The 24,858-nt window shown below is 69.3% G+C and carries 23 protein-coding genes; 12 read left to right on the forward strand and 11 right to left on the reverse strand.

Going from position 1 to position 24,858, the window contains the following annotated elements; all coding sequences use genetic code 11:
* Positions 1-77: 77 nt before the first annotated feature.
* Both DAT35_RS18190 and DAT35_RS18195 read right to left on the reverse strand, forming a co-directional pair.
* On the reverse strand, positions 78-1,436 hold the full coding sequence (locus DAT35_RS18190; protein ID WP_108068285.1) for a sigma-54 dependent transcriptional regulator: 1,359 nt from the start codon (positions 1,434-1,436) through the stop codon (positions 78-80).
* The gene (locus tag DAT35_RS18195; protein WP_158501764.1) at positions 1,433-2,785 is read right to left on the reverse strand and encodes a HAMP domain-containing sensor histidine kinase; all 1,353 of its coding nucleotides are present in this window, start codon (positions 2,783-2,785) and stop codon (positions 1,433-1,435) included. The genes DAT35_RS18190 and DAT35_RS18195 overlap by 4 nt, the downstream gene beginning before the upstream one ends.
* A gap of 279 nt (positions 2,786-3,064) precedes the next feature.
* On the opposite strand from DAT35_RS18195, the gene DAT35_RS18200 reads away from it, so the two are divergent.
* The 5 genes from DAT35_RS18200 to DAT35_RS18220 are packed head-to-tail and all read left to right on the forward strand — an operon-like array spanning position 3,065 to position 8,618.
* Positions 3,065-4,276 (forward strand): FtsX-like permease family protein, encoded by a 1,212-nt coding sequence (locus tag DAT35_RS18200; RefSeq protein ID WP_158501765.1) that lies wholly within the window; start codon positions 3,065-3,067, stop codon positions 4,274-4,276.
* Between the two features lie 40 nt (positions 4,277-4,316).
* On the forward strand, positions 4,317-5,534 hold the full coding sequence (locus tag DAT35_RS18205) for an ABC transporter permease (protein WP_108068288.1): 1,218 nt from the start codon (positions 4,317-4,319) through the stop codon (positions 5,532-5,534).
* 35 nt (positions 5,535-5,569) lie between these two features.
* On the forward strand, positions 5,570-6,298 hold the full coding sequence (locus DAT35_RS18210; protein ID WP_108068289.1) for an outer membrane lipoprotein-sorting protein: 729 nt from the start codon (positions 5,570-5,572) through the stop codon (positions 6,296-6,298).
* Positions 6,299-6,334: 36 nt separating this feature from the next.
* Positions 6,335-7,876, forward strand: a complete 1,542-nt coding sequence (locus DAT35_RS18215; protein ID WP_108068290.1) for a hypothetical protein — start codon at positions 6,335-6,337, stop codon at positions 7,874-7,876.
* A gap of 25 nt (positions 7,877-7,901) precedes the next feature.
* A complete protein-coding gene (locus tag DAT35_RS18220) occupies positions 7,902-8,618 on the forward strand; it encodes an ABC transporter ATP-binding protein (RefSeq protein ID WP_108068291.1) in 717 nt (238 codons plus the stop codon).
* Positions 8,619-8,645: 27 nt separating this feature from the next.
* Here DAT35_RS18220 and DAT35_RS18225 read toward each other — a convergent pair whose 3' ends face one another.
* Positions 8,646-9,473, reverse strand: coding sequence for a DUF4846 domain-containing protein (locus DAT35_RS18225; protein ID WP_233261556.1), 828 nt, complete (start codon positions 9,471-9,473; stop codon positions 8,646-8,648).
* 193 nt (positions 9,474-9,666) lie between these two features.
* Here DAT35_RS18225 and DAT35_RS18230 point away from each other — a divergent pair, with 193 nt between their 5' ends.
* The gene (locus DAT35_RS18230; protein ID WP_108068292.1) at positions 9,667-10,008 is read left to right on the forward strand and encodes an SPW repeat protein; all 342 of its coding nucleotides are present in this window, start codon (positions 9,667-9,669) and stop codon (positions 10,006-10,008) included.
* 96 nt (positions 10,009-10,104) lie between these two features.
* Here the strand turns inward: DAT35_RS18230 and DAT35_RS18235 are convergent, their stop codons facing one another.
* Genes DAT35_RS18235 through fni form a run of 5 tightly spaced genes read right to left on the reverse strand, consistent with a single transcriptional unit; the run spans position 10,105 to position 15,641 of the window.
* The gene (locus DAT35_RS18235; RefSeq protein ID WP_108068293.1) at positions 10,105-11,184 is read right to left on the reverse strand and encodes a mevalonate kinase; all 1,080 of its coding nucleotides are present in this window, start codon (positions 11,182-11,184) and stop codon (positions 10,105-10,107) included.
* Complete coding sequence (gene mvaD / locus DAT35_RS18240) at positions 11,184-12,176, reverse strand: diphosphomevalonate decarboxylase (RefSeq protein WP_108068294.1); 993 nt, start codon at positions 12,174-12,176, stop codon at positions 11,184-11,186. Before mvaD ends, DAT35_RS18235 begins: the two co-directional genes overlap by 1 nt.
* The gene (mvk, locus tag DAT35_RS18245; protein WP_108068295.1) at positions 12,173-13,126 is read right to left on the reverse strand and encodes a mevalonate kinase; all 954 of its coding nucleotides are present in this window, start codon (positions 13,124-13,126) and stop codon (positions 12,173-12,175) included. The genes mvaD and mvk overlap by 4 nt, the downstream gene beginning before the upstream one ends.
* A 49-nt stretch (positions 13,127-13,175) precedes the next feature.
* On the reverse strand, positions 13,176-14,504 hold the full coding sequence (locus DAT35_RS18250) for a hydroxymethylglutaryl-CoA reductase, degradative (protein WP_108068296.1): 1,329 nt from the start codon (positions 14,502-14,504) through the stop codon (positions 13,176-13,178).
* Between the two features lie 48 nt (positions 14,505-14,552).
* A complete protein-coding gene (fni, locus tag DAT35_RS18255; protein WP_108068297.1) occupies positions 14,553-15,641 on the reverse strand; it encodes a type 2 isopentenyl-diphosphate Delta-isomerase in 1,089 nt (362 codons plus the stop codon).
* Positions 15,642-15,792: 151 nt separating this feature from the next.
* Between fni and DAT35_RS18260 the strand changes: the two genes are divergently transcribed.
* On the forward strand, positions 15,793-16,203 hold the full coding sequence (locus DAT35_RS18260) for a hypothetical protein (protein WP_233261537.1): 411 nt from the start codon (positions 15,793-15,795) through the stop codon (positions 16,201-16,203).
* Positions 16,204-16,319: 116 nt separating this feature from the next.
* The gene (locus tag DAT35_RS18265; protein ID WP_233261538.1) at positions 16,320-17,249 is read left to right on the forward strand and encodes a zinc metalloprotease HtpX; all 930 of its coding nucleotides are present in this window, start codon (positions 16,320-16,322) and stop codon (positions 17,247-17,249) included.
* A gap of 46 nt (positions 17,250-17,295) precedes the next feature.
* Here the strand turns inward: DAT35_RS18265 and DAT35_RS18270 are convergent, their stop codons facing one another.
* Positions 17,296-18,183 carry a 2-oxo acid dehydrogenase subunit E2 gene (locus DAT35_RS18270; protein WP_108068299.1) on the reverse strand — a complete coding sequence of 296 codons (888 nt, stop codon included), beginning with the start codon at positions 18,181-18,183 and terminating at the stop codon, positions 17,296-17,298.
* A gap of 284 nt (positions 18,184-18,467) precedes the next feature.
* Here DAT35_RS18270 and DAT35_RS18275 point away from each other — a divergent pair, with 284 nt between their 5' ends.
* Complete coding sequence (locus DAT35_RS18275; protein ID WP_108068453.1) at positions 18,468-19,538, forward strand: cell envelope biogenesis protein TolA; 1,071 nt, start codon at positions 18,468-18,470, stop codon at positions 19,536-19,538.
* Between the two features lie 68 nt (positions 19,539-19,606).
* Here the strand turns inward: DAT35_RS18275 and DAT35_RS18280 are convergent, their stop codons facing one another.
* Positions 19,607-20,911, reverse strand: coding sequence for a TIGR02270 family protein (locus tag DAT35_RS18280; RefSeq protein ID WP_108068300.1), 1,305 nt, complete (start codon positions 20,909-20,911; stop codon positions 19,607-19,609).
* A gap of 3 nt (positions 20,912-20,914) precedes the next feature.
* Entirely contained in the window at positions 20,915-21,439 is a 525-nt protein-coding gene (locus DAT35_RS18285) for a DUF6484 domain-containing protein (protein WP_108068301.1), read from the reverse strand.
* 203 nt (positions 21,440-21,642) lie between these two features.
* Between DAT35_RS18285 and DAT35_RS18290 the strand changes: the two genes are divergently transcribed.
* Genes DAT35_RS18290 through DAT35_RS18300 form a run of 3 tightly spaced genes read left to right on the forward strand, consistent with a single transcriptional unit; the run spans position 21,643 to position 24,849 of the window.
* Positions 21,643-22,653, forward strand: coding sequence for a DUF2169 domain-containing protein (locus DAT35_RS18290; protein ID WP_108068302.1), 1,011 nt, complete (start codon positions 21,643-21,645; stop codon positions 22,651-22,653).
* Positions 22,650-23,699 (forward strand): hypothetical protein, encoded by a 1,050-nt coding sequence (locus DAT35_RS18295; protein ID WP_108068303.1) that lies wholly within the window; start codon positions 22,650-22,652, stop codon positions 23,697-23,699. The genes DAT35_RS18290 and DAT35_RS18295 overlap by 4 nt, the downstream gene beginning before the upstream one ends.
* Before the next feature lie 13 nt (positions 23,700-23,712).
* Complete coding sequence (locus DAT35_RS18300) at positions 23,713-24,849, forward strand: PAAR-like domain-containing protein (RefSeq protein ID WP_108068304.1); 1,137 nt, start codon at positions 23,713-23,715, stop codon at positions 24,847-24,849.
* Positions 24,850-24,858: the final 9 nt, after the last annotated feature.

Here is a 24,858-nt window from a genome sequence, read left to right on the forward strand (position 1 = left end):
CGTAGGGGATACGAGCGGGCGGGAAGGTAGGGGGTGGACAGTGCACTGGAGCACAGGGCACCGGGCCCGGCGCCGCCCTACTCCGCCTCTCCCTCGTGCACCAGGCCGTACTTCTTCAGCTTGTCGTGCAGGGTGGCTCGGCCGATGTCCAGCAGCCGCGCCGCCTCGCTGCGGTTGCCGTGCGCCTCCTCCAGCGCGGCGACGACGAGCGCCCGCTCGTAGGCCTCCACCTTCTCCTTGAGGCCCGCTCGCGGCGCTCCCTCGCGGCGCTCCTGCTCCGGCCCTCCTGGCAGCAGCGACAGGTCCAATGTCCCGTCCGGGCTCATGGCCACCGCGCTCTCCAGGGCGTTCTCCAGCTCACGCACGTTGCCCGGCCACCTCCACGCCGTCAGCCGCGCCATCAACTCCGGCGTCACCTGCACCGCCGGCACGTGGAAGCGCTCGGCGAAGCGCGTGAGGAAGTGCTTCGCCAGCGCGGCGAGATCCTCCGGCCGCTCCCTCAGGGGCGGCACGTGCAGGTTCACCACCTTCAGCCGGTAGAAGAGATCCTCTCGGAAGCGCCCTTCCTTCACCCGCTGCGCGAGGTCCCGGTGCGTGGCCGCCAGGATGCGCACGTCCACCGGCCAGGCCCGATCCTCCCCCACCGGCCGCACCTCGCCCTCCTGCAGCACGCGCAGCAGCTTCGCCTGGGTGGCCGGCTCCAGCTCGCCCACCTCGTCCAGCAGCAGCGTGCCGCCGTCCGCCTCGCGGAACAGGCCCTGCCGCGCACGCACCGCCCCGGTGAAGGCTCCCCGGGCGTGGCCGAACAACTCCGCATCCGCGAGCTCGGGGGTGAGGGCGGCGCAGTTGAAGCGCACGAAGGGCCGGTCCGCCCGGGGAGAGGCGCGCACCAGCGCCTCGGCGATGCGCTCCTTGCCCGTGCCGCTCTCGCCGGTGATGAGCACCGTCACGTCGCGCGGCCCCACCCGCTTCACCAGCAGCGCCAGCCGGCTCATCGCCTCCGAGACGAAGACGAGCGAGCGCAGCAGGTTCACCTCCCCCGCCAACTGCTCGTTCTTCGCCTCCAGCGCGAGGGTGCCCAGCACCCGGCGCACCACCACCAGCACGTCGTCCACCTCGAAGGGCTTGCGGAAGTAGTCCAGCGCGCCGAGCTTCATCGCCTCCACCGCGTGCCTCTCGCTGCCGTGCGCGGTGATGAGGATGACGCGCGGAACGGGCGAGAGCGCACGCCCCCGGCGCAGCAGTTCTATTCCGTCCACCTTCGGCATCCGCAGGTCGCTGATGACCAGGTCCACCGGGGGCTCCGCGGCCAGCCGCCGCAGCGCGGCCTCTCCGTCCCCCACCTCCTCCACCTCGAGCCCGTCGTCCTCGAGCAGCCCACGCAGCGTGTAGCGCACGCCCGCGTCGTCGTCCGCCACCAGCACTCGCGCCTTCATGCCACGGCCTCCGTCCTCGCCTGCTGAGGCACCAGCTCCGCGGGCAGCACCAGCTCGGCCACACAGCCGCCGCCCTCTCGCGGGTGGAGCTCCAGCTCGCCGCCGTGCTGCCGCGCCAGCGCCCGCGCCAGGGCCAGCCCCAGCCCGTTGCCCTGGGGCTTCGTGGTGACACCCGGCTCAAAGACGCGCTCGCGCACCTCGGGCGCGATCCCCGGCCCCCGGTCACGCACCTCCACCCGTCCGCCTCCCTCGGGCGTGGGCAGGACCACCAGTTCCACCTCGCTCCCGCGTGGCGCGGCCTCCAGCGCGTTCTGCACCAGGTTGATGAGCAGTTGCTTCACTTTGCGTGGATCGCACCGGACAGCCACCGGCCGCTCGGCGAAGAGGCGCAGGCCCATGCCCCGCTCGCTCGCCATGCCCTCATGCAGCTCCACCACCTGCCGGCACAACCCCTCCAGCGAGGTGCGCTGCTCGTTGAGCGGGAGCAGGGGCCGGGAGAAGTTGAGGAAACCCTCCAGAATCTCCTGCATCCGGTCCACCTCGCGCCGCAGCACCGCCAGGCGCTCGGCCGGCTTGCCCTCCACGTCTCGCGCCACCATGGCGGCCAGGCCCTTCACACTGGCCAACGGGTTCTTCAGCTCGTGGGCAATCTCCCCGCTGAGCAGGGTGAGCGCGTTGAGGGCCTCGGTGTGGGTGCGCAGCGTCTCGTCGCGCGCGTCCAGCGCGTCCTTCGCCATGCCCTGGAAGACGCCCCGCAGGAGGGAGCCAACGCCGGCAGAGAACGCCACCAGCACGCTCAGCACCGTCACGTAGGACAGCAGCAGGGCGTTATTGTGCCCGGCCCGTGCACCGCCCCCGTAGAGCTGCGGCAGCAGGTCCGGCACCACTCCGGTGAAGGAGACCACGGCCAGCCCCCACAGCGTCGCCACATACAAGAGCGCGAGAACCCATGCACCTCGAGTGGTGGTGAAGAGGGTGATGAAGAAGCTCACGAGGAGCAGCACCGGCGTGAGCGGCCCCTCGAGCCCGCCCGTCACCAGGAGCAGGCACCCATGAATCGGGAGGCCGACGCCGATGGCGTAGGTGAACTGGAATTCCTGGCGCGGCGTGCGGCGCAGGTAGTGGTAAAGCTCGATGCCCTCGACCACCACGAAGAGTCCCAGCAGCCCCCCGAGCAGCCACTTGCGCCAGACCGCCGGCTCTTGCACGAGGAAATAGAGGAGGAGGAAGAGGGACGGCGGCGTCATGTAGATGCGGACGCGCCCCATGCGCATGAAGAGGCGGGCGAAGGCCTCGCGCGACACCTGATCGAGGCCGCTCAGTGGCGGGGAGGCGGGGGAGGGTTTCACGGCGTCTCCTCGGGGGACGGACTTCTTCATCCTACGTCCGAGCTGCAAGTCGGATGCACGCCCTTCGTGCCCCCTCGCCCGGATGGGCCCGCTCGCTCGTACGAGGGCGCTGTCCGGAAACCCGGCACCCCGCCCCCCAGGGGGTGACGGAGGTCCGGACAGCCAGTTCCCCCACCCCGTTCCATTCCCAGAGGGAGAGAGGCGTTGGCATGTGAGGTGCTCATGGGGTGGCCCAGGTCGCCAGCGACGGTGCGCTGGCCAGCCCTCCTGGAGCACTCGATGTGGCCCCTCTTCCGCATTGCCCTTCGCAACGTCGCCCGTAATCGCCGCCGGACCCTCATCACCCTCGCGGCCCTCCTGGTGGGCGTGGGGGCGGCCGTGCTCACCCGCGCCATGATGAACGGGCTGCAGCGGGCCATGGTGACGAACATCACCGCCAGCGCCACCGGAGCCTTGCAGGTGCACCGGGCGGGCTACCTCGACAACGTCCTCTCCACCCCGCTGACCATGGACTTCGCCATCGACGAGGCCTTCCTCGCACGGGTGCGCGCCGTCGAGGGCGTCAAGGCGGTGTCCCCGCGCATCCAGTTCGCCGGCTCCCTCAACGCCAACGACGAGAGCCTCTTCCTCGCCGCCACCGCCATGGACCCCACCGCCGAGAGCACGGTGTGCCCCAGCCGCGCGAGCACATTCGTGCCGGGCTCGCGCTTCGACTCCACCGACGGCGTCCTGCTCGGCGAGGCGGTGGCCAACGCACTCGGCACACAACAGGGCAGCGAGGCGGTGTTCCTCGCTCCGGATCGCGACGGCACCCTCAACGGCGAGCTGGTGCACGTCACCGGCGCCACCCGCTCGGTGATGCCCGGCGAGCCGAAGGCGGCCGTGGTTCCGCTGGCGCTCGCCCAGCGTCTGCTGCGCATGGAGGGGCGCGCCACCGAGCTCGCCGTGGCGGTGCACCAGCTGGAGGAGGCCCCCCAGGTGGCCGCCCGCCTGCGTGAGGCGCTCGGCCCCGAGTACGAGGTCCACACCTGGGACGACATCTTCGTTCAGGTAAAGGAGAGCCAGGCGCGCAACGACGCCTCCATGGGCCTCATCGCCGCCGTCTTCCTGGTGCTGATGCTGCTCGGTGTGGCCAACACCATGTTGATGAGTGCGCTCGAGCGCACGCGCGAAATCGGCACCATGATGGCGGTGGGCCTCCGGCGCGGGAAGGTGATGGGCCTCTTCGTCGCGGAGGCGGTGGTCCTGGGGGCGCTGGGGAGCACGGTGGGCGCGCTGCTCGGCGCCGGCCTCAGCGCGTGGCTGAACCACCGCGGCATCATCTTCAACGCCCCCACGATCAGCGTCCCGTTCGACATCCGCCCCTACGTGGACGTGGGTTACCTGGTGCGCATCGTCCTGCTCGCCACTGCCGGCGCGGCCGTCTTCTCCCTCTATCCCGCCTGGCGCGCCAGCCGCCTGCGCCCCATTGAGGCGCTCGCCGGCCGCTGACCCGCCCCTCCCCCTGGAAACCTGGAAACCTGGAGACCCCATGACTCCGCTCCTGATGCTCGCCGTGCGCAACGTGGCCCGCAGCAAGGCCCGAAGCGCCCTCACCACCGGCGCCGTCACCTTCGGCATCCTGATGACGCTGCTGATCGGCGCCTTCATCCACGGCACGCAGCGCTACCTCATCGACGAAACGGTGAAGTCCTCCGTGGGCGCCTTGCAGGTGCACCACAAGGGCTACTTCGAGCAGCGCGACCGCCAACCGCTCAAGCTGGACCTCGAGGAGGGGGGCGCCTTGGAAGACGCCATGCGCCGCGTCCCCGGCATGGCCGCCGTCACTCCGCGGCTCGTCTTCTCCGGCCTGGTGAGCAACGGCAGCTCCGCCACCATCTTCATGGCCCAGGGCATCGACCCGGAGCGCGAGAAGCAGGTGCTGCCGTGGGCCACCCAGCAGGTGCGCGGCACCCGCCTTTCCGCCGACACCCCCCGCAGCGCCCTGATGGGCAGCGAGCTGGCCACGGCCCTCGGCGCCGATCCGGGCGCCTCCCTCACCCTGCAGGCCACCACGAAGGGAGGCAAGGAGAACGTCCTGGACGTGGACGTGGCCGGCACGCTGTCGGGCAACCTGCTCGCCCAGAGCAAGCGCGTCCTCTACGTGCCCCTCCCCTTCGCGCAGGAGCTGCTGCGCATGCGGGGCCGGGCCACCGAGTACGTGGTGGCCGTGGAGGAGGGCGCGGACGTGGATCAGGTGGCCGTCGGCCTGCGCGCGGCGCTCGGTGCGGACTACGAGGTGCGCACCTGGCGCGAGCTGCAGCCCGCCGTGGGCGAGACCATCCGCATCCAGCGCACCATCCTGCTGGCCATCGGCGCGCTCTTCCTCATCATCGCCATCTTCGGCGTGGCCAACACGCTGCTGATGAGCGTGCTGGAGCGCACCCGCGAGATTGGAACCATGATGGCGGTGGGCGTGCGGCGCGGGAGGATTGCCCTCCTCTTCGTCCTGGAGGCCGTGATGCAGGCGCTGCTCGGCGCCGTGCTCGGCGTGGGGGGAGCCTACGGACTGGTGGCCCTCGCGGTGGCGAAGGGCGGGCTCACCCTGCCCATCGACAAGACGCAGACCTTCACGCTGATCCCCGAGGTGGCCGGCTACCAGGTGGCCATCGCGGTGGTGGCCACCACCGTGGGCGCCATCCTCGCCGCCGTCTCGCCCGCCCTGCGCGCCGCGCGCCTGCGCCCCGTGGAGGCCCTGCGCGGAGCGTGACGTTTCCCCTCCCAGGTTTCCCGAGGAACAAGACCATGAAGACACACCTGAAGCTGCTGTCCCTGCTCATCCTGCTGCCCCTGGCCGCCGGCGCGGCCACCCCGAGCGCGGAGGAGCTCCTCCAGAAGTACGACGCCATCATGGGGCCCACCGACTTCGAGGCCACCATGACGATGGTGGCCCACCGCGATGACGGCTCCACCCGCGCCTACAAGATGCGGATGCTGAAGGCCGGCGACGACAAGGCTCGCATCTGGTTCCAGGAGCCGGCCGCCGCGCGAGGGCAGGAGATCCTGCGCCAGGGCGACAACGCATGGCTGTACATGCCCAACCTCAAGCGCGCGGTGCGCATGGCCAACCGCGACTCCTTCCAGGGCGGCGACTTCAACAACGCCGATGTCCTGCGCACCAACTACGCCCGCGACTACTCCGCCCAGGTGGTGGAGGACCCGTCCATGCCGGAGGCGTACCTGCTCGAGCTCAAGGCGAAGACGGAGGACGCCGCCTATGACCGCATCAAGCTGTGGGTGGCGAAGAAGGACGTCATGCCCCTCAAGGGCGAGTTCTACACCGCGAGCGCCAAGCTGCTGCGCGCCGCCGAGTTCCTCGAAGTGAAGAGCTTCAACGGCGTCAGGCGCCCCTCGCGCGTGGTGATGAAGAACATGATCGCCATCAAGCGCTTCAGCGAGCTGGCCGTCGACGCCTTCGACGTGCGCGTGCAGCCCGCCGCCGGCCGCTTCGTCCTCGACGACCTGGGCCGCTGATCCCTCTCCCCGCCCCCACTCTCCCGGAGTCCCACCATGAACGCCCTGCTCACCCTGCTGCTGCTGGCCACCGTCCCCCAGGAGACGGCGGCCCCCGAGGCCGAGGCGCCCGATGCGCAGGAGGAGGCCGCTCCGGAGGCGGAGCCGGAGACGAAGCTGGAGGCCACCACCACGGGCTACCTGGACACGCGCTTCACCGGCTCACACGTATCCTCCGCGGGACTGGTGCCCACCACCGGAGTGCCCGCGCTGGCCAACCTCAGCGAGGGCAACATGCAGGTGAAGCTGCGCTACGGCCCGGGGCTGTCGGCCGGCGCGGACCTGTCCCTCTACTGGCAGTGGGCGGGCCTCTTCCGCGGCGTGGATACGCGGGGCGAGGAAGTGGTGCTGTCCGAGCAGGACGTTCCGCTCTACCGGCCCTCGGCCGTGGTGAGCGAGTTGTTCGCCGCCTGGGAGGCCGCGCCCCACCTGCACCTCACCCTGGGCAAGAAGCGCGTGGTGTGGGGCAGCGGTATGGCCTTCAACCCCACGGACCTGCTCAACCCACCCAAGGATCCCACCGACCCGGCCGGGCAGCGCGCGGGCGCGTGGCTGGCGCGAGTGGAGATGCCCTTCGAGCGCTTCACCGTGTCGCTGGTGGGCGCGGCAAAGGTGCTGCGCCAGTACGCGGGCCTGCCCACCTCGCTGCTCGTCTACCCGGACTACCCCACCTCCGAGGCGGTGCAGAACCCGGCGCTGGACGACCGCGACAACGAGGCGCACTGGGCCGCGGCCGCGCGTCTCTACGCCCTGGTGGCGGACACGGACGTCACGCTCACCTACCACTTCACCCACCTCTACAACGATCCCTTCCGGGAGAAGAGCCGGGTGGGCCTGTCCCTCTCGCGCGTCTTCGGCGCCACCGAGGTGCACCTGGAGGCGCTGGCTCAGACGGGCTCCTCCCGGCTGTATGCGGCCCCCGCGTGCACGACGAGCACCGAGGCGCTCCTCGGATGCACGGTGTCCGGCACGCCGCCTCTGGCACGCACGCACGTGGATGACCGCGGCGTGCGCGCCAAGGTGCTGGTGGGGGCGCGCTATCTCTTCGAGGACAACGCCATGCTGTCCGCCGAGTATTACTTCAACGGCGAGGGCTACAGCGCTCGCGAGTTCGCCGACTACGTGGGGCTGCTGGGCCAGGGACGGCAGTTGCTGGCGCAGCTCACGCCCGAGCAGGCCGAGGCGCTCACCGCCCGCCTCAGTCCCACGGGCGCCGCCGCGGACCCCGGCTCGCCGCAAAAGTTCACCTTCGAGCCGCTGCGCCGCCACTACCTCCTGCTGCAATACAGCAAGCCCCAGGTGGCGGATGACTTTGTCCTCGGCGCCTCGGCGGTGGTGAACCTCGGAGACCTCTCCGGCCAGCTCATCCCGCAGGTGTCCTGGAGCGCGCGCGAGTGGCTCACCCTCTCCGCCTCCGCCTTCATCCCCCTGCCCGGCGTGAAGTCCCTCGCCGCCGAGGTGGCCGGCCAGCGCATCACCGAGGCCAGTCTCTCCGCCTCCGACTGGCGTGCCCTGCTGAGCGCCCGCCTCTTCTTCTGACCCGCATTCCCCCAAGGAGCCAACCATGGCCCTCATTCAGCTGAAAAACATCCACAAGGCGTACGAGCTGGGCAAGACCACCGTCACCGCGCTGCGCGGTGTGGACCTCGAGGTGCAGAGCGGCGAGTTCACCGTCGTGATGGGCCCCTCCGGGTCCGGCAAGACGACGCTGCTCAACATCATCGGACTGCTCGACCGAGCCTCCTCCGGCTCGTACCGGCTGGAGGGCGAGGAGGTGGGGGACCGCGACTTCAACGACCTGGCCGAGCTGCGCAACCGGAAGATCGGCTTCATCTTCCAGTCCTTCAACCTCATCCCCGTGCTGAACGTGCTGGAGAACATCGAGTTCCCCTGCCTCATCGCCGGCGAGCCGAGGCGGACGCTGCGCGAGCGCACCGAGCGCGTGGCCGCGGACGTGGGGCTGTCGCAGTTCCTGCACCACCGCCCGGACGAGCTGTCCGGCGGCCAGCGGCAGCGCGTGGCCATCGCGCGGGCGCTCGTCACCCAGCCGCAGCTGGTGCTCGCCGACGAGCCCACCGCGAACCTGGACTCCGCCACCAGCGAGCAGATCCTGGACCTGATGGAGGAGCTCAACCGCACCCGGCGCGTCACCTTCCTCTTCTCCACGCACGACCCTCGGGTGATGCGCCGCGCCCGCCGGGTGGTGCGGATCGCCGATGGAGTGCTGGTGGACGGCACCGCCGAGGGCCGGCACGAGGCGCGGTCACTGGAGCTGGCCTGACCCCGCCTGAACCGGTCGTGGCGCCCCCTAGAACCGGCGGAGCGCGGACCAGGGGAAGGGCTTCCAGAAGGGCGTCGCCACCTCGTTGCCCTCCAGGGAGAACCACGGGCCGTCCTCGCCCGGGGAGAGCACGTGGAAGTCCTGCGCCGGGATGAACCCCTGGCCGAGCAGCGCCACCCGCTTGCCCTCCGCGTTGCGCGCCACGTCGAGCACCAGCACCGCATGCCCCGGGCTTCCTCCCAACACGAAGAAGTCCCCGGGGCGCACGTCCTCGCGCTTGGGGCGCTGCGCCTCAGCGGCCAGGGACAGCGTGCCCGCGTAGGTGAAGACCAGGTCCAGGTATCCACGGAACGCGACGCGCGAGCCATCCACCGGCCCGCTCTTCACCCACGTCACCTTGGAGCCGGATACCCGGGCACGCTCTCCGGCCGCGTAGCGGGTCCACGAGGCCAGGTGCCCACTGGTGAAGTGGTACGCAATGCGATCCTTCTGGCTTCGCGACCACAGCCACTCGGCATGCAGACGGATGATGGAATCCGCGCACTGCTGGATGTTCGCCGAGCCCACATCGAGCTCGGCCACCGCCGCGAGCGCGTCAGCATCCCCCGCCAGCACCTGCCCTCCCTGGAAGTCCCGCACCGGGGTGCCAGCCGGACGCAGGGGCAGGCCCCGCAGCCACGCCCCGAAGGAACCGTCCTCGACCGCCACCCGCGTGTAGCCGGACGGAGGAGGAATCGCCTCGGCGAGCGGGCGGATGGAGCGCTCCGCGGAGAGCCACGGGTAACGGGCCCGCTCCTCTTTCGTGGGCGCGCGGGGTTCAGCGGAGGCCTTCGCCACTCCTCCTGGAAGTCCCATGAGGGCGGCGAGCGACACGAGCAGAAACAGGGAAGGAGTCCTCTGACGCATTCCCGCATCCAAGCAGAGATGGCGCGCGAACGCTCCCTCGAGTCCTTCCTCACCAGGAGAGAGCCCACCAGGCGCATGGGCTCGCTCGCGAGGTGTCCCGTGCCGCACCTTTCAGGCACGTCATCGCCACAAGGAGGCCGTCATGAGGGCCCGCTGGTTGAACCTTCTGTTGTCCGCCTGGCTCGTCGTCGCACCGTTGATCCTCGGCTTCGACTCGCCAGCGGCACGGGCCAACACCGTCACCGTGGGCCTCTGCCTCTTCCTCTTCGTGCTGGTGGCCGACTCCATTCCGGCCTTCCGCTTCGTCGACACCGCACTCGGCTTGTGGCTCGTGGTCTCGCCATTCCTGCTCGGCTACAGCCGTGAGGGGGGATCCACCGTGAACAGCATCATCGTGGGACTCGTCGTGGCGGCCCTGTCGCTCCTGCCCGCCAGGAGAGCCGGGCAGCTCTCCCTGCGCTCCTGGCGCGCAACCCACGTATAGCGATTCGAACCTGACAACCTCCCAGGGGACGGGCCGCTCCGCCGTCCTCCTGGCGACCGGCCACACAGAGTGGGGGTCAGACCCTCGCGCCGCGGCTCACCGCAGGGCGTCGAGCCAGGAGCGCAGCCGCGCGTCAGGCTGGGCCTCCCCACGCACGCCTGGCTCCACTTCGAGCTCCAGCGTGTGGAAGCCCCGCGCACGGATGCCCTCCAGCAGCGCGGCCCGCTTCTCCGCGTCCGGGGCGAACAGGATGCACCCGTCTCCGCCTCCGGCGCCGGACTGCTTGCCCACGCACCCGTACGCCGACGCCATGCCGAGCACCCGCCGCATCGGCTCGGTCTCCAGCGGGCCCAGCTCCTGGAGCAGCGCGTGCTGCTCGCGCACGGCCTCGGAGAAGGCGCGGAAGTCCCCTCCGCCGAGGCCCACTTCGATCTCATGTCCCAGCGCGTCCGAGCGCTCCACGAAGGCCCGGCGCCCCGCCTCGCCCATCTTCGCCTCCACCTGCGAGATGAGCACCCGCGTCGAGGCGCTCTCCCCGGTGAAGGCATACCCCAGGGACACCCGGGGCACGGGCAGCCGCCACACGTCCACCGTGGGGGCCACATCCAGCGCCGCGCGGTAGCCGCCAGCGCTCGAGGCCTCGATGAGCCCCGCCACCTCATAGCGCCGGTAGCGCACCACACCGCCCGCGAAGCTCGCGGCCACGTCGCCGCCACTGCCCTTCCCACCCTGAGCCGCCGCGTGGGAGACGAGCGCCACCTTCAGCGCGTCGAACTTCTCCTCCAGCACGAAGCGCACCGCGTCCGCCGCGAGCACCGTGGCGCACGCGCTGCCGCCCATGCCCAGCTTGCGCCCGTTGGGCCCCACCGCCGACGGAGACACCGCCAGGTCGAAGCCCACGGACTCGCGCCCGTGCAGGCGCAGCGCCTCGTCCAACGTGCGCGCCACGAAGGAGAAACCCGGAGGCACCTCGCGCTCCCACTTCACGCCCCGAGGCGTCGTGCGCCCCGACAGCGTCCCCTCCTCCACGCACACGTGCACCTGGCTGTCCGAGCGCCGCCGCACCAGCGCCGACGTCCGCGGGCCCACCGCCGCCACGCGCGACACGCCGCCCCACAGCACCGCGTACTCGCCTGAGACGAACAGCTTCCCCGGGGCCGAGAGCGCGCGTTCCATCAGAAGAGGTGCTCCGCCAGCAGCGCCGCGTCACCGCCCGGCACGCACCGCACCACCTCGGTGGCCCCGCACGCCCTCGCCACCGCCTCCGCCGCCACCTCGTTCGCCGCGTCCGTCAGGATGCAGGGGTTGGGCCCCGCGTCCAGCGTGAACCACACCGGCACGCCCTTCTTCCGCTGCTCGCGCAGCGAGTGGATCAGCTCCAGCGTCTTCGGCATCAGGTAGCAGAGCGGAGGATCCGCCGCGAGCGACGTGGCATGCATCCGCCACGCGTTGCGCTCGCACAGGTCCCCGAGCGCCTGCAGGTCCTTCCGGGCGATCAGCTCACGGGCGCGGACGACCTCGGCCTCGGCATCCTTCACCCACGCCGGGTAGTACGGGCTGGTCTCCACCGCGTTCTTCATGCCGTCGCGCGACTTCACTTCCTTCTCGTCACGGCTGACGATGGCCACCACCATGCGCAGCTCCGGCCAGTGCTTCTCGTCGAAGCGCTGCACCGCGTAGCTGTCCGTGCCATCCGGGCGCTCGCCCCGCATCCACTCGCAGAAGCCACCCTGGACGCTGCGGCACGCCGAGCCGCTGCCCAACCGGGACAGGATGCTCGCCGCCTTCGGATCCGCCGGCAGCCCCGCCGCGGCGCGAGCCGCCACCGCCAGGGCCGCGAAGCCCGCCGCACTGCTCGCCAGGCCCGCGGAGGCTGGGAAGTCCCCGCGCGACACCATCCTCGCCGGGCCGAGCTTCGCGTCCTTCGCCTCGGCGCGCACCGCGTCCAGCACGCGCAGCACACGGTCGCGCTCGCTGCCCTTGGCCACGTAGCCGTTGAGCTCCACCTCGTCGGCCGAGCCCACGCCGAAGGCCACCGTCGTCCGCACCGACAGCGGCGACAGCGTCATCGACAGGCTGGACTGGTGCGGGAGGATGAGCGCGTCGTCGCGCTTGCCCCAGTACTTCACCAGCGCGAGGTTCGGATGAGCCCGGGCGGTCGCCTTCATGCCGCCCCCCGGGCGCCATCTGTGCGCGGTCCCGCGAGCTGGCTGTCGAAGCACCGGATGCCGAGCCGCGTGAGCTCGTGCACCACCGGCCCCGTGTCCTGGAAGAGGCCGATGACGGCGCCACCATCCCCTCCGGCCCCGGTCAGCTTGGCGCCCAGCGCGCCCATGTTGCGCAGCCGGTGCACCATGTCGTCCAGGCCCGGCGAGGACAGGCCCAGCGCCGCGAGCAGGCCGTGGTTGACGTTCATCACGTCCCCGAGCGCCTCCACGTCCCCCTCCTCCACGGCCTCGGCGCCCTCGGAGGCCAGCAGGCCGATCTCCCGGAAGATGCGCTGGTAGCGCTCCGACCAGCGCTTCTGCCGCTCGCGCAGCGCACCCACCGTCTGCTTCGTCGGGCTGCGCGCGCCCGCCATCACCACCACCAGCTTCACCGGCTTGGGGCTCTCCACCACCTTCGCCTTCCCCTGATCCGTGCCCGGCTTGCGGCGGTAGAGGATGAGCTGCTCCATGGCGCTCGTGGTGTGATCCACCCCCGACGGCGTCCCGTGGAACTCCTGCTCCATCTCCCACGCTACGGCCGCCACCTCGGTGGCCGTCGCCTTGCGTCCCGCCGCCTGCAGCAGCACCCGCGCGCACGCCACCGACAGCGCTCCGGAGCTGCCCAGGCCCATGGACAGCGGGAGCTCCGTGTCGAACGACACCTTCACTCCGGGCTCGCCGCACGCCGCCATCGCCCGCCCGAAGGCCGCCTTCAGTACCTTGCGCTGCTCGCCCGTCAGCGCTTCCGGAATGACGAGCTGGCACCGGGCCGCCGGCTCACCGCGCGCCGTCACTCCGCGCGACAGCGGACCGGCCAGCGCCGGGTAGCCATACACCACGCTGTGCTCGCCCAGCAGGATGACCTTGCCAGCGCCGAAGCCGGTCAGGGGAGCAGTGTTGTTCGTTTCCATGAATGTCCTTGGCCCTCACCCTGGCCCTCTCCCGAAGGAGAGGGGGGTTTCAGCTCTCGGTGCCGGTGGCCGCGCGGAAGTCCTCGGCCGACAGCGAGGCAATGATTTCCCGCGCCTTCTCCACCTTCACGTGACCCGCCGTCACCAGCAGCTCGGCGATCTTCTCCACCCAGTCGCCCCGCGCTCCCGCCGTCACCGCCACGCACCGCGCATGCAGCGCCATGTGGCCCTTCTGGATGCCGATGGAGCCCAGTGCCCGCACCGCCGCGAAGTTCTGCGCCAGCCCCACCGCGGCGAACACCATCGACAGCTCGCGCGCGGACTCCACGCGAAGAATCTTCATGGCCACCTGCACGCCCGGGTGCACCTTGATGGGGCCTCCCACCATGCCCAGCGCCATGGGCAGCTCGATGCGGCCCACCAGGTGCCCATCATCCACGTGCCACGTCGACAGCGGCCGGTACTGCCCATCCCGGCAGGCGAAGGCGTGCGCACCCGCCTCGATGGCCCGCCAGTCCTGGCCCGCGGCGATGGCCGCCGAGTCGATGCCGTTCATGATGCCTTTATTGTGCGTGGCCGCCCGGTATGGATCGGCCAGCGCGAAACGGCTCGCCTGGTAGATGCCCTCGGCGATGAGATCGCCCGGCAGGTCGAAGTCCGCCAGCGCCCCCACCGGGATGCGGCACGTGGCGCGCGCCAGCCGCCGATCCGCCAGGTTGGAGAGAATGCGCAGGAACACCTTGCCGCCGGTGAGCTGCTCCAGCAGCGGGGCCACGCCCTCGGCCATGGTGTTGATGAGGTTGGCCCCCATGGCGTCCTGCGTGTCGATGATCAAGTGGACGACGAGCAGCGGCTCGCCCCGAGGGCCTTCCGGGGCCGGGAGCACGCGCACCTCGATGTCCCTGCACCCACCGCCGCGCTTCACCATCGACGGGTGGAAGCTGTTGGCCAGCGCGAGCAGGGCCTCCTTGGCCGCGAGGATCTTCTTCGTCGCCTCGGTGGGATCCCCGTAGCGGGTGAGCTGCACCTGGCCAATCATGATGGGGCCATCCGCCTCGGCGGTGAAACCACCCGCCTCGCGGACGATCTTCGAGGCGAAGGACACCGCGGCCACCACCGACGGCTCCTCCACCGCCATGGGCACCAGGTAGTCCCGCTCGTTGATCCGCAGGTTGAGCCCGAGCCCCAGCGGCAGCGAGAACGTGCCCACGGCGTTCTCGATCATCTGGTTCGCCAGGCCCGGCTGGAGCGCACTGATGCCCTGGAGCTGCGCCAGGTCCATCTCATCCAGCCCCAGCATCTGAGCGAGCTTCTCGTGGCGCTCGACCATCGACAGCTTGTGGAAGCCAGACAACCGGGACGTCAGCGTTTCAGACATTCGTATCTCCGCTACGGAAGGGCGAATTCGGGGTCGCGGGAATAATCCCTACAGCGCCGAGAGCCAGTCCTTCAACTGGCCCATGATGACGCGGGGTTTCTGCCTCAGTTCCCCACAGTTCCGGCTGCCTGTCAGCACGAGAGCCTGGCGAAGGCCGGAGAGGATGATGGCGAGCGCCTGCTCGGCCCCTTCCAGCCCGCCTGCCTGCTGGGCCCGGAAGAGAGGCAGCGCCATCCCGGCCAGATCCGCTCCCAGTGCGAGCACCTTCGCCGCATCCAGTCCAGTGCGCAGCCCACCCGAGGCCACCAGACGCGGCTCCGGACCCACGGCCCTGCGCACGGAGGCGATGGCCGCCGCGGTGGGGATGCCCCAGCTCGAGAACTCGGCGCCCACCTGGGCCTGCACGCCCGTGGCGCGCAGCTGCTCCACCCGCACCCACGAAGTGCCGCCCAACCCCGACACGTCCACGTTGCGCACGCCCAGGTCCACCAGCCGGCGCGCCACCTCGGGGCCGATGCCGCACCCCGTCTCCTTCACCAGCAGGCGCGAGCCGAAGGCGCGCACCAGCCCCTCCACCACGTTGTACCCACCGCGGAAGTCCCGATCGCCCTCGGGCTGGGTCAGCTCCTGGCCCGCGTTGAGGTGCAGCGCCATGCCGTCCGCGCCAATGGCATCCGCCAGCCGCCGCACCCCGTCCACGCCCAGCTCTATCGCCTGGTACAGGCCGATGTTGCCCAGCAGCGGCACCGTGGGCGCCACGTGACGCACGGCATAGGACTCCGCTGCCTTCGGGTTCTCCGCCATGGCTCGCTGGCTGCCTACCCCGAAGGCCAGCCCGTGCCGCTCGGCCAGCAGCGCCAGGTCCCGGTTCACCACCCCGGCCCGCTCCGTGCCGCCCGTCATGCCGGTGATGAGCAGCGGGTAGCGAATCTTCTTGCCTAGGAACTCCGTGGAGAGGTCCACCTCTTCCACGGCCAGCTCCGGCATCGCGCAGTGCACCAGCCGCACGTACTCCAGCAGCGTGCTGTTCTCCGCCGGCTCGACGTCTCCGGTCGCGCACAGGTCGAGGTGGGCGTCCTTGCGCTTCGCGGTCGCCTCCTCACCCGTCACATCCCGCCTGCCCTGTTTAGGAACCATGTGCCTGGAAAATTACAAGAACGACGAGAGTGTCCGATATCCTCGAATCCCTAGCAAGTAGGGCAGGCAGGCGCAAGCCACGCCTGTTCAACGGAGCCCTACACCGGGTGCGGGTGGACGGTTGGAGAGAGCGGACGGTATGAGGGCGGGCGTGAGCACGCCCGCGTCCAAGGTGGCGGTCTTCCTGCACAGTGGAGACTATGACCGAGTGCACCAGGGGTTGGCCATCGCCGCGGCCGCGGTGGCGTCGGGCCGGCGCGCGGAGGTGTACCTCTTCTGGTGGGCGCTCGAGCGCTTCCTCCAGGGTCGCCTGGACGAGCCGGACTTCCACCCTCCGCGAGAAGACGTGGTGGACCGCTTCGAGTCGCGCCGCATCCCCACCCTGCGCCAGTTGCTGGAGCACCTGCGTGAGTCCGGGCTGTGCACGGTGCAGGGGTGCACGGGCTCGCTGGGCGCGCTGGGGGCCGAGTCCCTGGCCGACAAGGGTCCGCTCGACGGCTGGGTCGGCTGGAGCGCCATCCTCCAGAGGACCGCGGGCGTGGTGGACCGCTTCTACCTCTAGCCCCACCCGGCACGTTTGACGCGTCCCGCCGCCTGCTTACGTTGTTCCCGACCCCGAGAGAGGGAAAGGAAAGGCAAGGCAACGTCATGAGTGCTGGCGCGAGGTATGGATCGTCAATGCCCCAAGAGGGCCTGCGCGGGAGCGGCTGGGGACACCGGCTGAGCAACGCGCTGAAGACGACGGTGCTGCTGGCGGGACTCACGGCGCTCCTGTTGTGGGTAGGCGAGCGCCTGGGCGGCCCGCAGGGGCTCGTTGTCGCGGGCTTCTTCGTCGTGGTGATGAACTTCGTGTCGTACTGGTTCAGCGATCGGATCGCCCTGGCCATGCACGGGGCGCAACCCCTGGAGTACGCCGAGGCACCGTGGCTGCACCAGATGGTGGAGCGGCTGGCCGCGCGTGCGGGCCTCCCCAAGCCGAAGCTGTACCTGCTGCCCACCCGGACGCCCAATGCGTTCGCCACGGGCCGCAACCCGGAGCACGCCGCCGTGGCGGTGACGGCCGGTATCGTGGACCTGCTGGATCAGCGGGAGCTGGAGGGCGTGCTCGCGCACGAACTGTCGCACGTGAAGAACCGCGACACCCTCATCGGCACCGTGGCGGCCACGCTGGCGGGCGTCATCAGCTACGCGGCGCAGATGCTCTTCTGGTTCGGCGGCTCGATGCTCAGCCGCGATGACGACGAGGACGGGCTCGGCCACGCGCTCGGCAACCTGGGCGTGCTGCTGGTGGCGCCCATCGCCGCCACCCTGCTGCAGCTCGCGGTGAGCCGCTCGCGCGAGTACGGCGCGGATGCCACCGGCGCGGAGCTGGTGGGAGACCCGGATGCCCTGGCCAGTGCGCTGATGAAGCTGGAGCAGGGCGTGCACCTGATGCCCTATGACCGGGCGCCGGCCACCTCGCACCTCTTCATCGTCAACCCGCTGTCGGGCGGTGCCATCATGCACCTCTTCTCCACGCACCCGCCCATCGCCGAGCGGGTGCGCCGCCTGCGCGAGATGAGGGGCCGCCTGAGCTCCTCGCGCGGCTGGAGCAACGCCTGGGCTTGAGGCTCCGGACGTGACGGGGCCCCGCCCATCCGGCCGGGTGGGGCTCCTACCCCGCGGCCGAGGCCGGTGGTGGCGGGGTCTCGGCCGGCAGCGCGGGGGCCACCTCGTCGAGCTTGTCGAAGTGCGCGAAGGGGTTCTCCAGCATCTCGCGCAGCGTGTTGGCCAGGATGCCGGCGTGGAAGCCGTCGATGAAGCGGTGATCGAACGAGGCGTTCACGTTCATGACCTTCCCCGGCACCACCTTCCCGTCCTCCACCACCGCCGCGTCCTTGATGGCGCCCGGGGCGATGAAGATGGGCACGCGCGTGTAGGGCACCAGCGGCACGTACGCCGTGTCCAGCCCCAGCGAGCCCACGTTGGTGATGATGGCCGAGCCAAACGCGTCCCGGGGCATGCCCGCCCACGTCATGTCCCAGTTCAGCGTGTACATGAAGAAGGACATCAACCAGGTGAAGACGTTGAGGAACATGTAGGGGATCTTCTGGATGCTCCCCTTGCCCTTCTCCATCATCTCGTCCTTGCGCTGGCGGACCCGCTGCACCGCCGCCTCCATCTCGGCGGCGATCTCCCGCAGCGACTTCTGCTCCGCGTCGTCGAGCTTCGCCGAGGTCAGGTCCACCTTCCCGCCATCCGTCTGCACCACCAGCGTGGAGACGGTCACCCGCTTGCGCAGGTAGATCTTGTTGAAGCGCAGGATGGCGTTGGCGTCCGGGCAACGGCGCAGCGCCTCGGCCATGGCCTTGACCAGCAGGTGCGTCACCGTGAGGCGGATGCCCGTCTTCTGGCGGAAGGCCTCGATGTAGGCCAACGCCTTGTCCATCCGCAGCGTCATCGTCCCGTAGACGGTCGGGTCGTACGCGGTCTTCCAGCTTCCGATGGCGAGCTTGCGGAAGCTGGAGATGTTGTCCTTGGGAATGAGCTCCAGATGCGCCATGACGCGGGGGTCCCTCCAGAAGGTGCGCGCGAGCCCTCCAGCATTACCTTTTTTCCAGTGCTTGGAGAAAGCCCCCCTGCCCCACTCACCGCCATCCGGGCCCTTCGAGCACTCCGCCACCCAGACTCCTAACTTGAGCAGCGGATCGCAGCTCTGCAGGGGTGGACGGGCGAGGTGGGGCCAGGTCCGCTGGACGATGGGCGAGCGACGAGACCTATTGACGTCCCGCCTCCGAACGTTAGGCTGCGCCGCTTTTTGCATCATCCCCGGAGGTTTCCCTCGTGCTGGTAGCACTCCTCATCGTCGTCTCGCTGGGCTTCCTCATCACGCTCAGCATGCTGCTCTTTGGCTCGAAGCAGGCCGCGGCGCTCCCCTCCTCGACGCACCCCGTCAAGGCCGAGCTGGAGTCCGACACCAAGGCGCGCGCGCGTCTGGAGGCCGACCTGGAGCGCAAGCGCAAGGAGCTGGATGAACAGCGTACGCAGCTCCAGGATGTGAAGGAGCAGCTCAAGCAGGCCAAGCGGAAGATCTACGAGCAGAAGGAATCGGAGAAGGGCGAGAAGGACCTGGTCAAGGCCCGCCTCGAGGTGGAGCGCACCGCCTCCACGCAGCTCGAGGTCGTCCGGGGCGAGTTGGCCCAGGCCGAGGCGGAGATTGCTCGGCTGAAGGCCGAGACCGAGATGGGCCGGGGTGGCCGCCGGGGTGGCGCTCCCGCCGCCGCACCTGCTCCTGCTCCTGCTCCCGCTCCCGCCGTGGCCGCCACGCCGGCGCCGCAGCAGCAGCTGTCCGCCCCCGCGCAGCCGGAGGAGCGGGTGGTGACCGCGACCACGACCGTGGTGCCCGCCGCCGCCGAGCCCGCGGCCGAGAAGGGGCAGCGCCGCTACCGTGATCTGAACGACGCCGACCGCGAGAAGATGGAGCGGCTGGAGGCGACGGCGAACAAGGAGCGCAGCCGGTCCGCCGAGCTGGAGCGCGAGCTCAAGCGCGTCAAGGGCCGTGCCGACTCGCAGCAGCGCATCTTCACCGCCAGCAAGAACGATCTGGAGCTGGTGAAGGACAAGTACAAAGCGCTGGAGAAGCGCCTGAACCGCACGCTGCTGGAGCGTGATCTGCTGCGCCGGGCCATCAAGGACCTGGAGAAGAAGACGGGCATGCTGGCCGAGCGCACGGAGCTGACGCCGGACGAGATGGCCGCCAGCGATCGGAAGGTGGAGGAGGCCGCACAGGCCCGCACCGCCGCCGAGGCCGCGCAGCAGCAGGCCGTCGCCGCCGCCGAGCAGTCCAGCACCCCTGCCGAGCAACCCGCGACGGGCGAGTCCCAGCAGGACGAGAAGCCCTCGGCGCCGACCGCGTAGTGGCGCGCTGGGAGGAGTGGGGTTCCACTCCTCCCACGCCGCGCTCAGCGTCGAGGCGGGTTTGAGTCTCAGCTGCCCAACATGCGCAGGAAGGGAGATGCCGACAGACGTCCGCGCATCTCCCGGGCCTGCACCAGCCCGGTATGCTGGAGCTGCGTGAAGGCCCGCGTCTGGAGCTGACACGCCCCCTGACTGCGGAGGGAGAGCTCCAACGCGAGCACGTGCCGTCGCCGCATGGGGCCCTGCTCCAGTTCCTCCAGCAGGCCGTCCAGACTGAACGCGCGCCCGCGCAGGTAGCGGGTGCCACGGGCGAAGTCCTTCCGAGATTCCGACCACCACGCGGCCACCGCCTCTCTTGCCGGTACCGGTAGCGCATCCTCCGGCCGAGGCTCCAGATCCCGCGAAAGGTCCTCCACGAGCGGGGGCAACGGCTCTTCTTCTTTCCCCTCCCTCGCGTAGGCGCCTTCCAGCTTCAGCCCGGTGATGGCACTGAAGGCTTCGCCCGCCAGGGCCGCCACGGGTCCCGGCCCCATGAGCTCCAGGCACGCCTCGGCGGCCTCCACTCGGCCACTGAAACCCAGCGCCCAGAGGGCGTTCTCGCGCATCGCCTCCGCCCCGGTGCACGCCGACAGCCGCACCAGGTCACGCTCGTCGCCACCGAGCGCCAGCATTACCAGCGACATCCGATCCACCTTCGTGCGCGAATCCACCGCCTTGCGGCACGCCTCCCAGGCGGCATGCACTCCAGACATCATCCCCGCCGCGATGGCGGCTTCCCGCACGCCAGGACGCGAGTCCGCCAGCAATCGGGGCAGCTCGCGCGAGGCCACGTCCCGGGGCAAGGACGGCATACCGCGGAGCACGGCCACCACCACCCGGGCGTCCGGGTGCCCGAGCAACTCCACCTCGACACCGCGAGGGAGCTGACCCCTGGAAGCGAGGACCTCGAGGGCCCAGGCCTGGAGCACGGGCTCCGGGGTCTTCAGCAATGACAGCAGGGCCTCGCCCACCTCCGGCCGTCCGTTCAGCTCCAGCGCCCGCCCGAGGGGGGCGAGCGGCCCTTCGGGAGCGGCGGCCTGTACCCGCTTCACCAGTTCGGCCAGTTCCAGGCGTCCGGGCTCGGCCAACAGCGCCCAGAGCGCAGCGGAGATGCGCGGCGGGTCCTCCGAGTCCAACGCGGGCAACAGCAACTCCCTGGCCACGGCCTCGCCGCCCACCACCAGCCCGTCCAGGTGAGCCAGCAGCCGCTCCTCCAGCGAGGCCACGTCCTCCAGGGAATAGTCTGGCGCCACCAGGGCGCGATTCCACTGCACCCAGAGGAAGCTCGCCTCGTCCAGGTGCTCCTCGTAGATGTCCATCAGCGGGGATGCCATGGATCAGTTCACCTGCACCGAGCCACCCTTGATGCGGTGGGTGCCCGAGGCGTGGCTTTCGATCTGGGTCCCCTTGATGACAACCCGGCCATTGCGCCGCAGGGTGATGCTGGCCTGGCCGCATCGCAAAACAATCTCATCCTGGCCCTCGATGACGACTCGTTTGCCATCGACATGAGCCTCCACGGGCTGCTCCTCGATGGGCGCGGACTGCGCAAGGACTGCGTCCAGCAACGGCGTGGAACTGGGTGTCTGCTCCAGCCCCACCACCAATGGCATCAAGGGATCTCCATTTTCGAAGAGCAATACCGCCCGCTGACGGGTAGCAATGGCATCCCGCAGCGCCTCGGGCTCCAACGGAACCGTGCGCCGGGCAGCCAACGGACGGCCGGTGCGATTTCCCTCGAAGTCCACCAGCAGCATTCCCGCCTCATCCGTCCCAACGACCCACCCCAACTTGCTTCCCCAGATGGGCTCGCGCGTTTCATCGTCCGACCCTGTTCCCAACGAATGCATGGGTACCTTCATCCGGTGTCTCCTCTGATTGTGCTGGGTCCCAGCCCTGCCCCCCCATGGGTAGGAATAGTCTATCAGGTGGAACACCTTCTCCAGGAGTCCCTACCAGTCGCTATCAGAGCAACGAGAGTGCTGGATGGCAAACACCTACAACGTTTGACATATGCATCTGAATTTATCTAACGTCACTCCTCCGAAGTAGGGGGGATTAAACAATGTGGGGGCTGAAGAATCGCACGGCCTACGCCGCAGAACGGAACTGGACGCGCGACAAGGACGGAGTCCATTGGTGGCTCGTCGCAGTCAAGGCAACGTTCGACATCGCTCCCGGGGGACGGCTCATGCTGGCGGACGAGCAACCGCCCCCGGTGCTGGCACCAGAGTATTTCGGCGAACCAGGCCGGTCGAGCTTGCGCTACGACTCCGATCTCCTCGCGGCGAAGCCGGGCACGGACGTGCTGGTCGCCGCGCACGCGCACGCGCCGCATGGAAAACCTGCTCCCACGGTGCCGGTCTCGCTCCGTATCGAACGGCTCCACAAGGAGATACTCATACACGGGGAACGCCTCTACGACCGGGGGTTGCTCGGCGTGACGGTGACCCGGCCGCAGCCGTTCACCACGCGCCCGATTCGATACGAATTCGCATTCGGTGGCAGCGACCTGTCCAACCCCGATCCCCAGAAGCAGCGTATCGATGAGCGGAACCCGATCGGACGCGGCTTCGCGCGGCGAACAACTGACGTCGTTGGGGAACTGGCCCACGCGATAGAGTATCCACGTGGCGCTCCAGCGGAGATGGGACCGGCGGGGTTCGGCCCGATCGATTCCTCCTGGATGCCGCGGCGCAAGCTCGCGGGGACATATGACGCACGGTGGGAACAATCGAAGAAGCCGCTGCTGCCTGATGACTTCGATCCCGCCTTCGCGCTGAGTGCCCCCACGGACCAGCGGACCGAGAAGCCCATCGTCGGCGAAGAGCGTGTCGAGCTCTTGAACATGACCCCCGACGGTGTCCTGCGCTTCGAGCTCCCGCGCATTTCGCTCGGCTTCACCACGCGCATCGGCACGCGGCGCGAGCAGCACGGCTCGCGACTGGTAACGGTGCTCGTGGAGCCCGAGGAGAGGCACCTCTCCCTGGTGTGGCAGAGCGTGCTGCGCGTTCCCGTCCCTGACGCGGACTATCTCGACGAAACGGAAATCGTCGAACAAAGGAGTACGATGTGAACGCCCAGGTCGAGGTGGTGGCCGTCGGCGCGCGAACCCCTGTCGGCCTCACCGCCGAGAGCAGTGCGGCGGCCGTGCGCGCTGGCATCACGCGGTACGCCGAGTATCCCTTCATCGACCCTCGCGGCGAACCGGTCGTGGTCGCCGCCGACCGGCTGCTCGAACCCAAGTTCGAGGGACGAGACCGTCTGGCGCCCATGGCCGAGAGTGTTCTCGAGGAGATTGAAGCCAAGATCGATCAGAAGATCCTCTACGGGGGCAGGCTCAGCGTGTTGCTCGCGCTTCCAGAAACCCGCCCGGGGTTCTCCGAGGACGACGCGGCCTGGGTGGCGAACGCCCTGGCTGCTCGGTTCCGAGCAAAAACGTCCAACGCGCACGTCGAGATCGCCGGGCGAGGGCACGCCGGAGCGATTCGGGCCGTCGAGCAGGTGGTGAGGGAGTGCTCCGAAAGCAGGGACAATCTGTTCCTGGTCGTTGGAGTCGACAGCTACCACCACGCAGATACGTTCGCATGGTTGGAGCGCAGCCGCCGGTTCGCACAACCGGGGATTCGCAACGGGTTCACCCCGGGCGAGGGAGCTGGATGCCTCGCACTGATGAGCGCGGGACTGCGCCGTCGCTTGCGCCTCCCCCAACTGGCCATCATGCGAGGGGCGAGCACCGCACAGGAGCGACTGCTGCGCGACAGTGACACGGGCTCGTTCGGCGTCGGAATGACCCAGGCGCTCCAAGGCGCCATCGCTGGCCTCGACCGTCCCCGCGAGGGCGTCGACGCCGTGTACACGGATATCAATGGTGAACGTTACCGCAGTGAGGAGTGGGGCTTCGTCGCGTTGCGTGCACCGTCGGTCTGGAAGACGCCCGGGTACAAGGCCCCGAGCGACTGCTGGGGTGACGTGGGCGCTGCATTTGGGACGCTCGGGAGCATCCTGGCGGTCCAGGCGTTCGCGCGGAGCTACGCGCGAGGCCCGAGGGCTCTGGTGATGGCAGGCTCAGATGGCGGGCTGAGAGGGGCTATGCTCCTGCAAGCTCCCCAGGTGTCATGAGGAGGCAATCCGAATGTCGAAAGTCTCTGTGAATACTCCGAAGACCCCGGTGACCGAAGGGACCAACGGGGTCGCCGCGGCGACGTTGCCCAACGTGTGCAAGATGCCGGGGCCGCCAGCTCCGTTTGTCCCGACCCCTCTGCCCAACATCGGCAAGAGCGGAACAGACCCGAAGAACTACTCCAAGAGCGTCACAATCGAAGGGAAGAAGGTGGCGATCAGGGGCGCCACCTTCGGTTCCATGGGTGACGTGGCCAGCAAGGGGACCGGAGGCGGAATCGTCTCCTCCAACGTGGAAGGACCCACGAGCTTCGTGGGACCCGGGTCCATGGACGTGAAGATCGAGGGGAAGAACGTCCAACTGCTCGGCGACCCGATGCTCAACAACTGCGGGCCGAGCGGCAGCCCGGCGAACGCGGCGACAATGATGGGCGTGCTCCAAACGACCGGGTTCGTCACGGTCGTCAATGGGGAGGACAAATGCCCTTTGTGCAGGCAGCGACACGGTGAAGACGCTACTCTGAAAGAGGCTCCGTCGACGAAGGTCAATGCCGGGCGACTAGCGCAGAGAGTCGCCAGGAAGGTGCGCTCTGGCGAATCTCCCCCTCTCGCGACAATGCTGGGGGTAGTCCAGTGCAAGTGTGGAAAAAAGAAAACCTATGCAGACCACTCGGGGGATACACTCCAATGTGTTTGCGACAGTATCGCGGAGCTAAAATGGGTGGGCCCCACGACTGCAACCAGTCCTGACATCAAAAAGAAAAAGGTCAAGAGTTTCCTTGAAGGTCGTTTCAGCCAACGAGGGGCAGACTTAGACAAGACGTGGCAGAAACTCACTCACCGCGCCCAAAAGAGCAAGCGCGGTGAGACCTCGTCTGCGGCCTACCCTCCGGGCTCTTGTGCTGGCCCAAGGGCACTCGTGCTCGCTCTAGAAGATAAAGCCTATCCGGCTGGCCTCACCGAACGATGGTTCCACAGCGGAAAGCAGCCGGTTGAGGCGAAGATCAGGTTCCGCGATGCGGAGAGCGGTGAAGAGGTCGAAGCTTACTTCGACCATGGAAAGACCGTCCCGCCGTGTTTGACCTGCAATGTCATCATTCCTTCAATGCTCTGCCCCGAAGACAAGGAAATCGAATGTCAGCACCCTTAATGGAACTCG

Origin of the sequence: Vitiosangium sp. GDMCC 1.1324 (assembly GCF_003044305.1) — a bacterium.
In the GTDB taxonomy this organism is placed as follows: Bacteria; Myxococcota; Myxococcia; order Myxococcales; family Myxococcaceae; genus Archangium.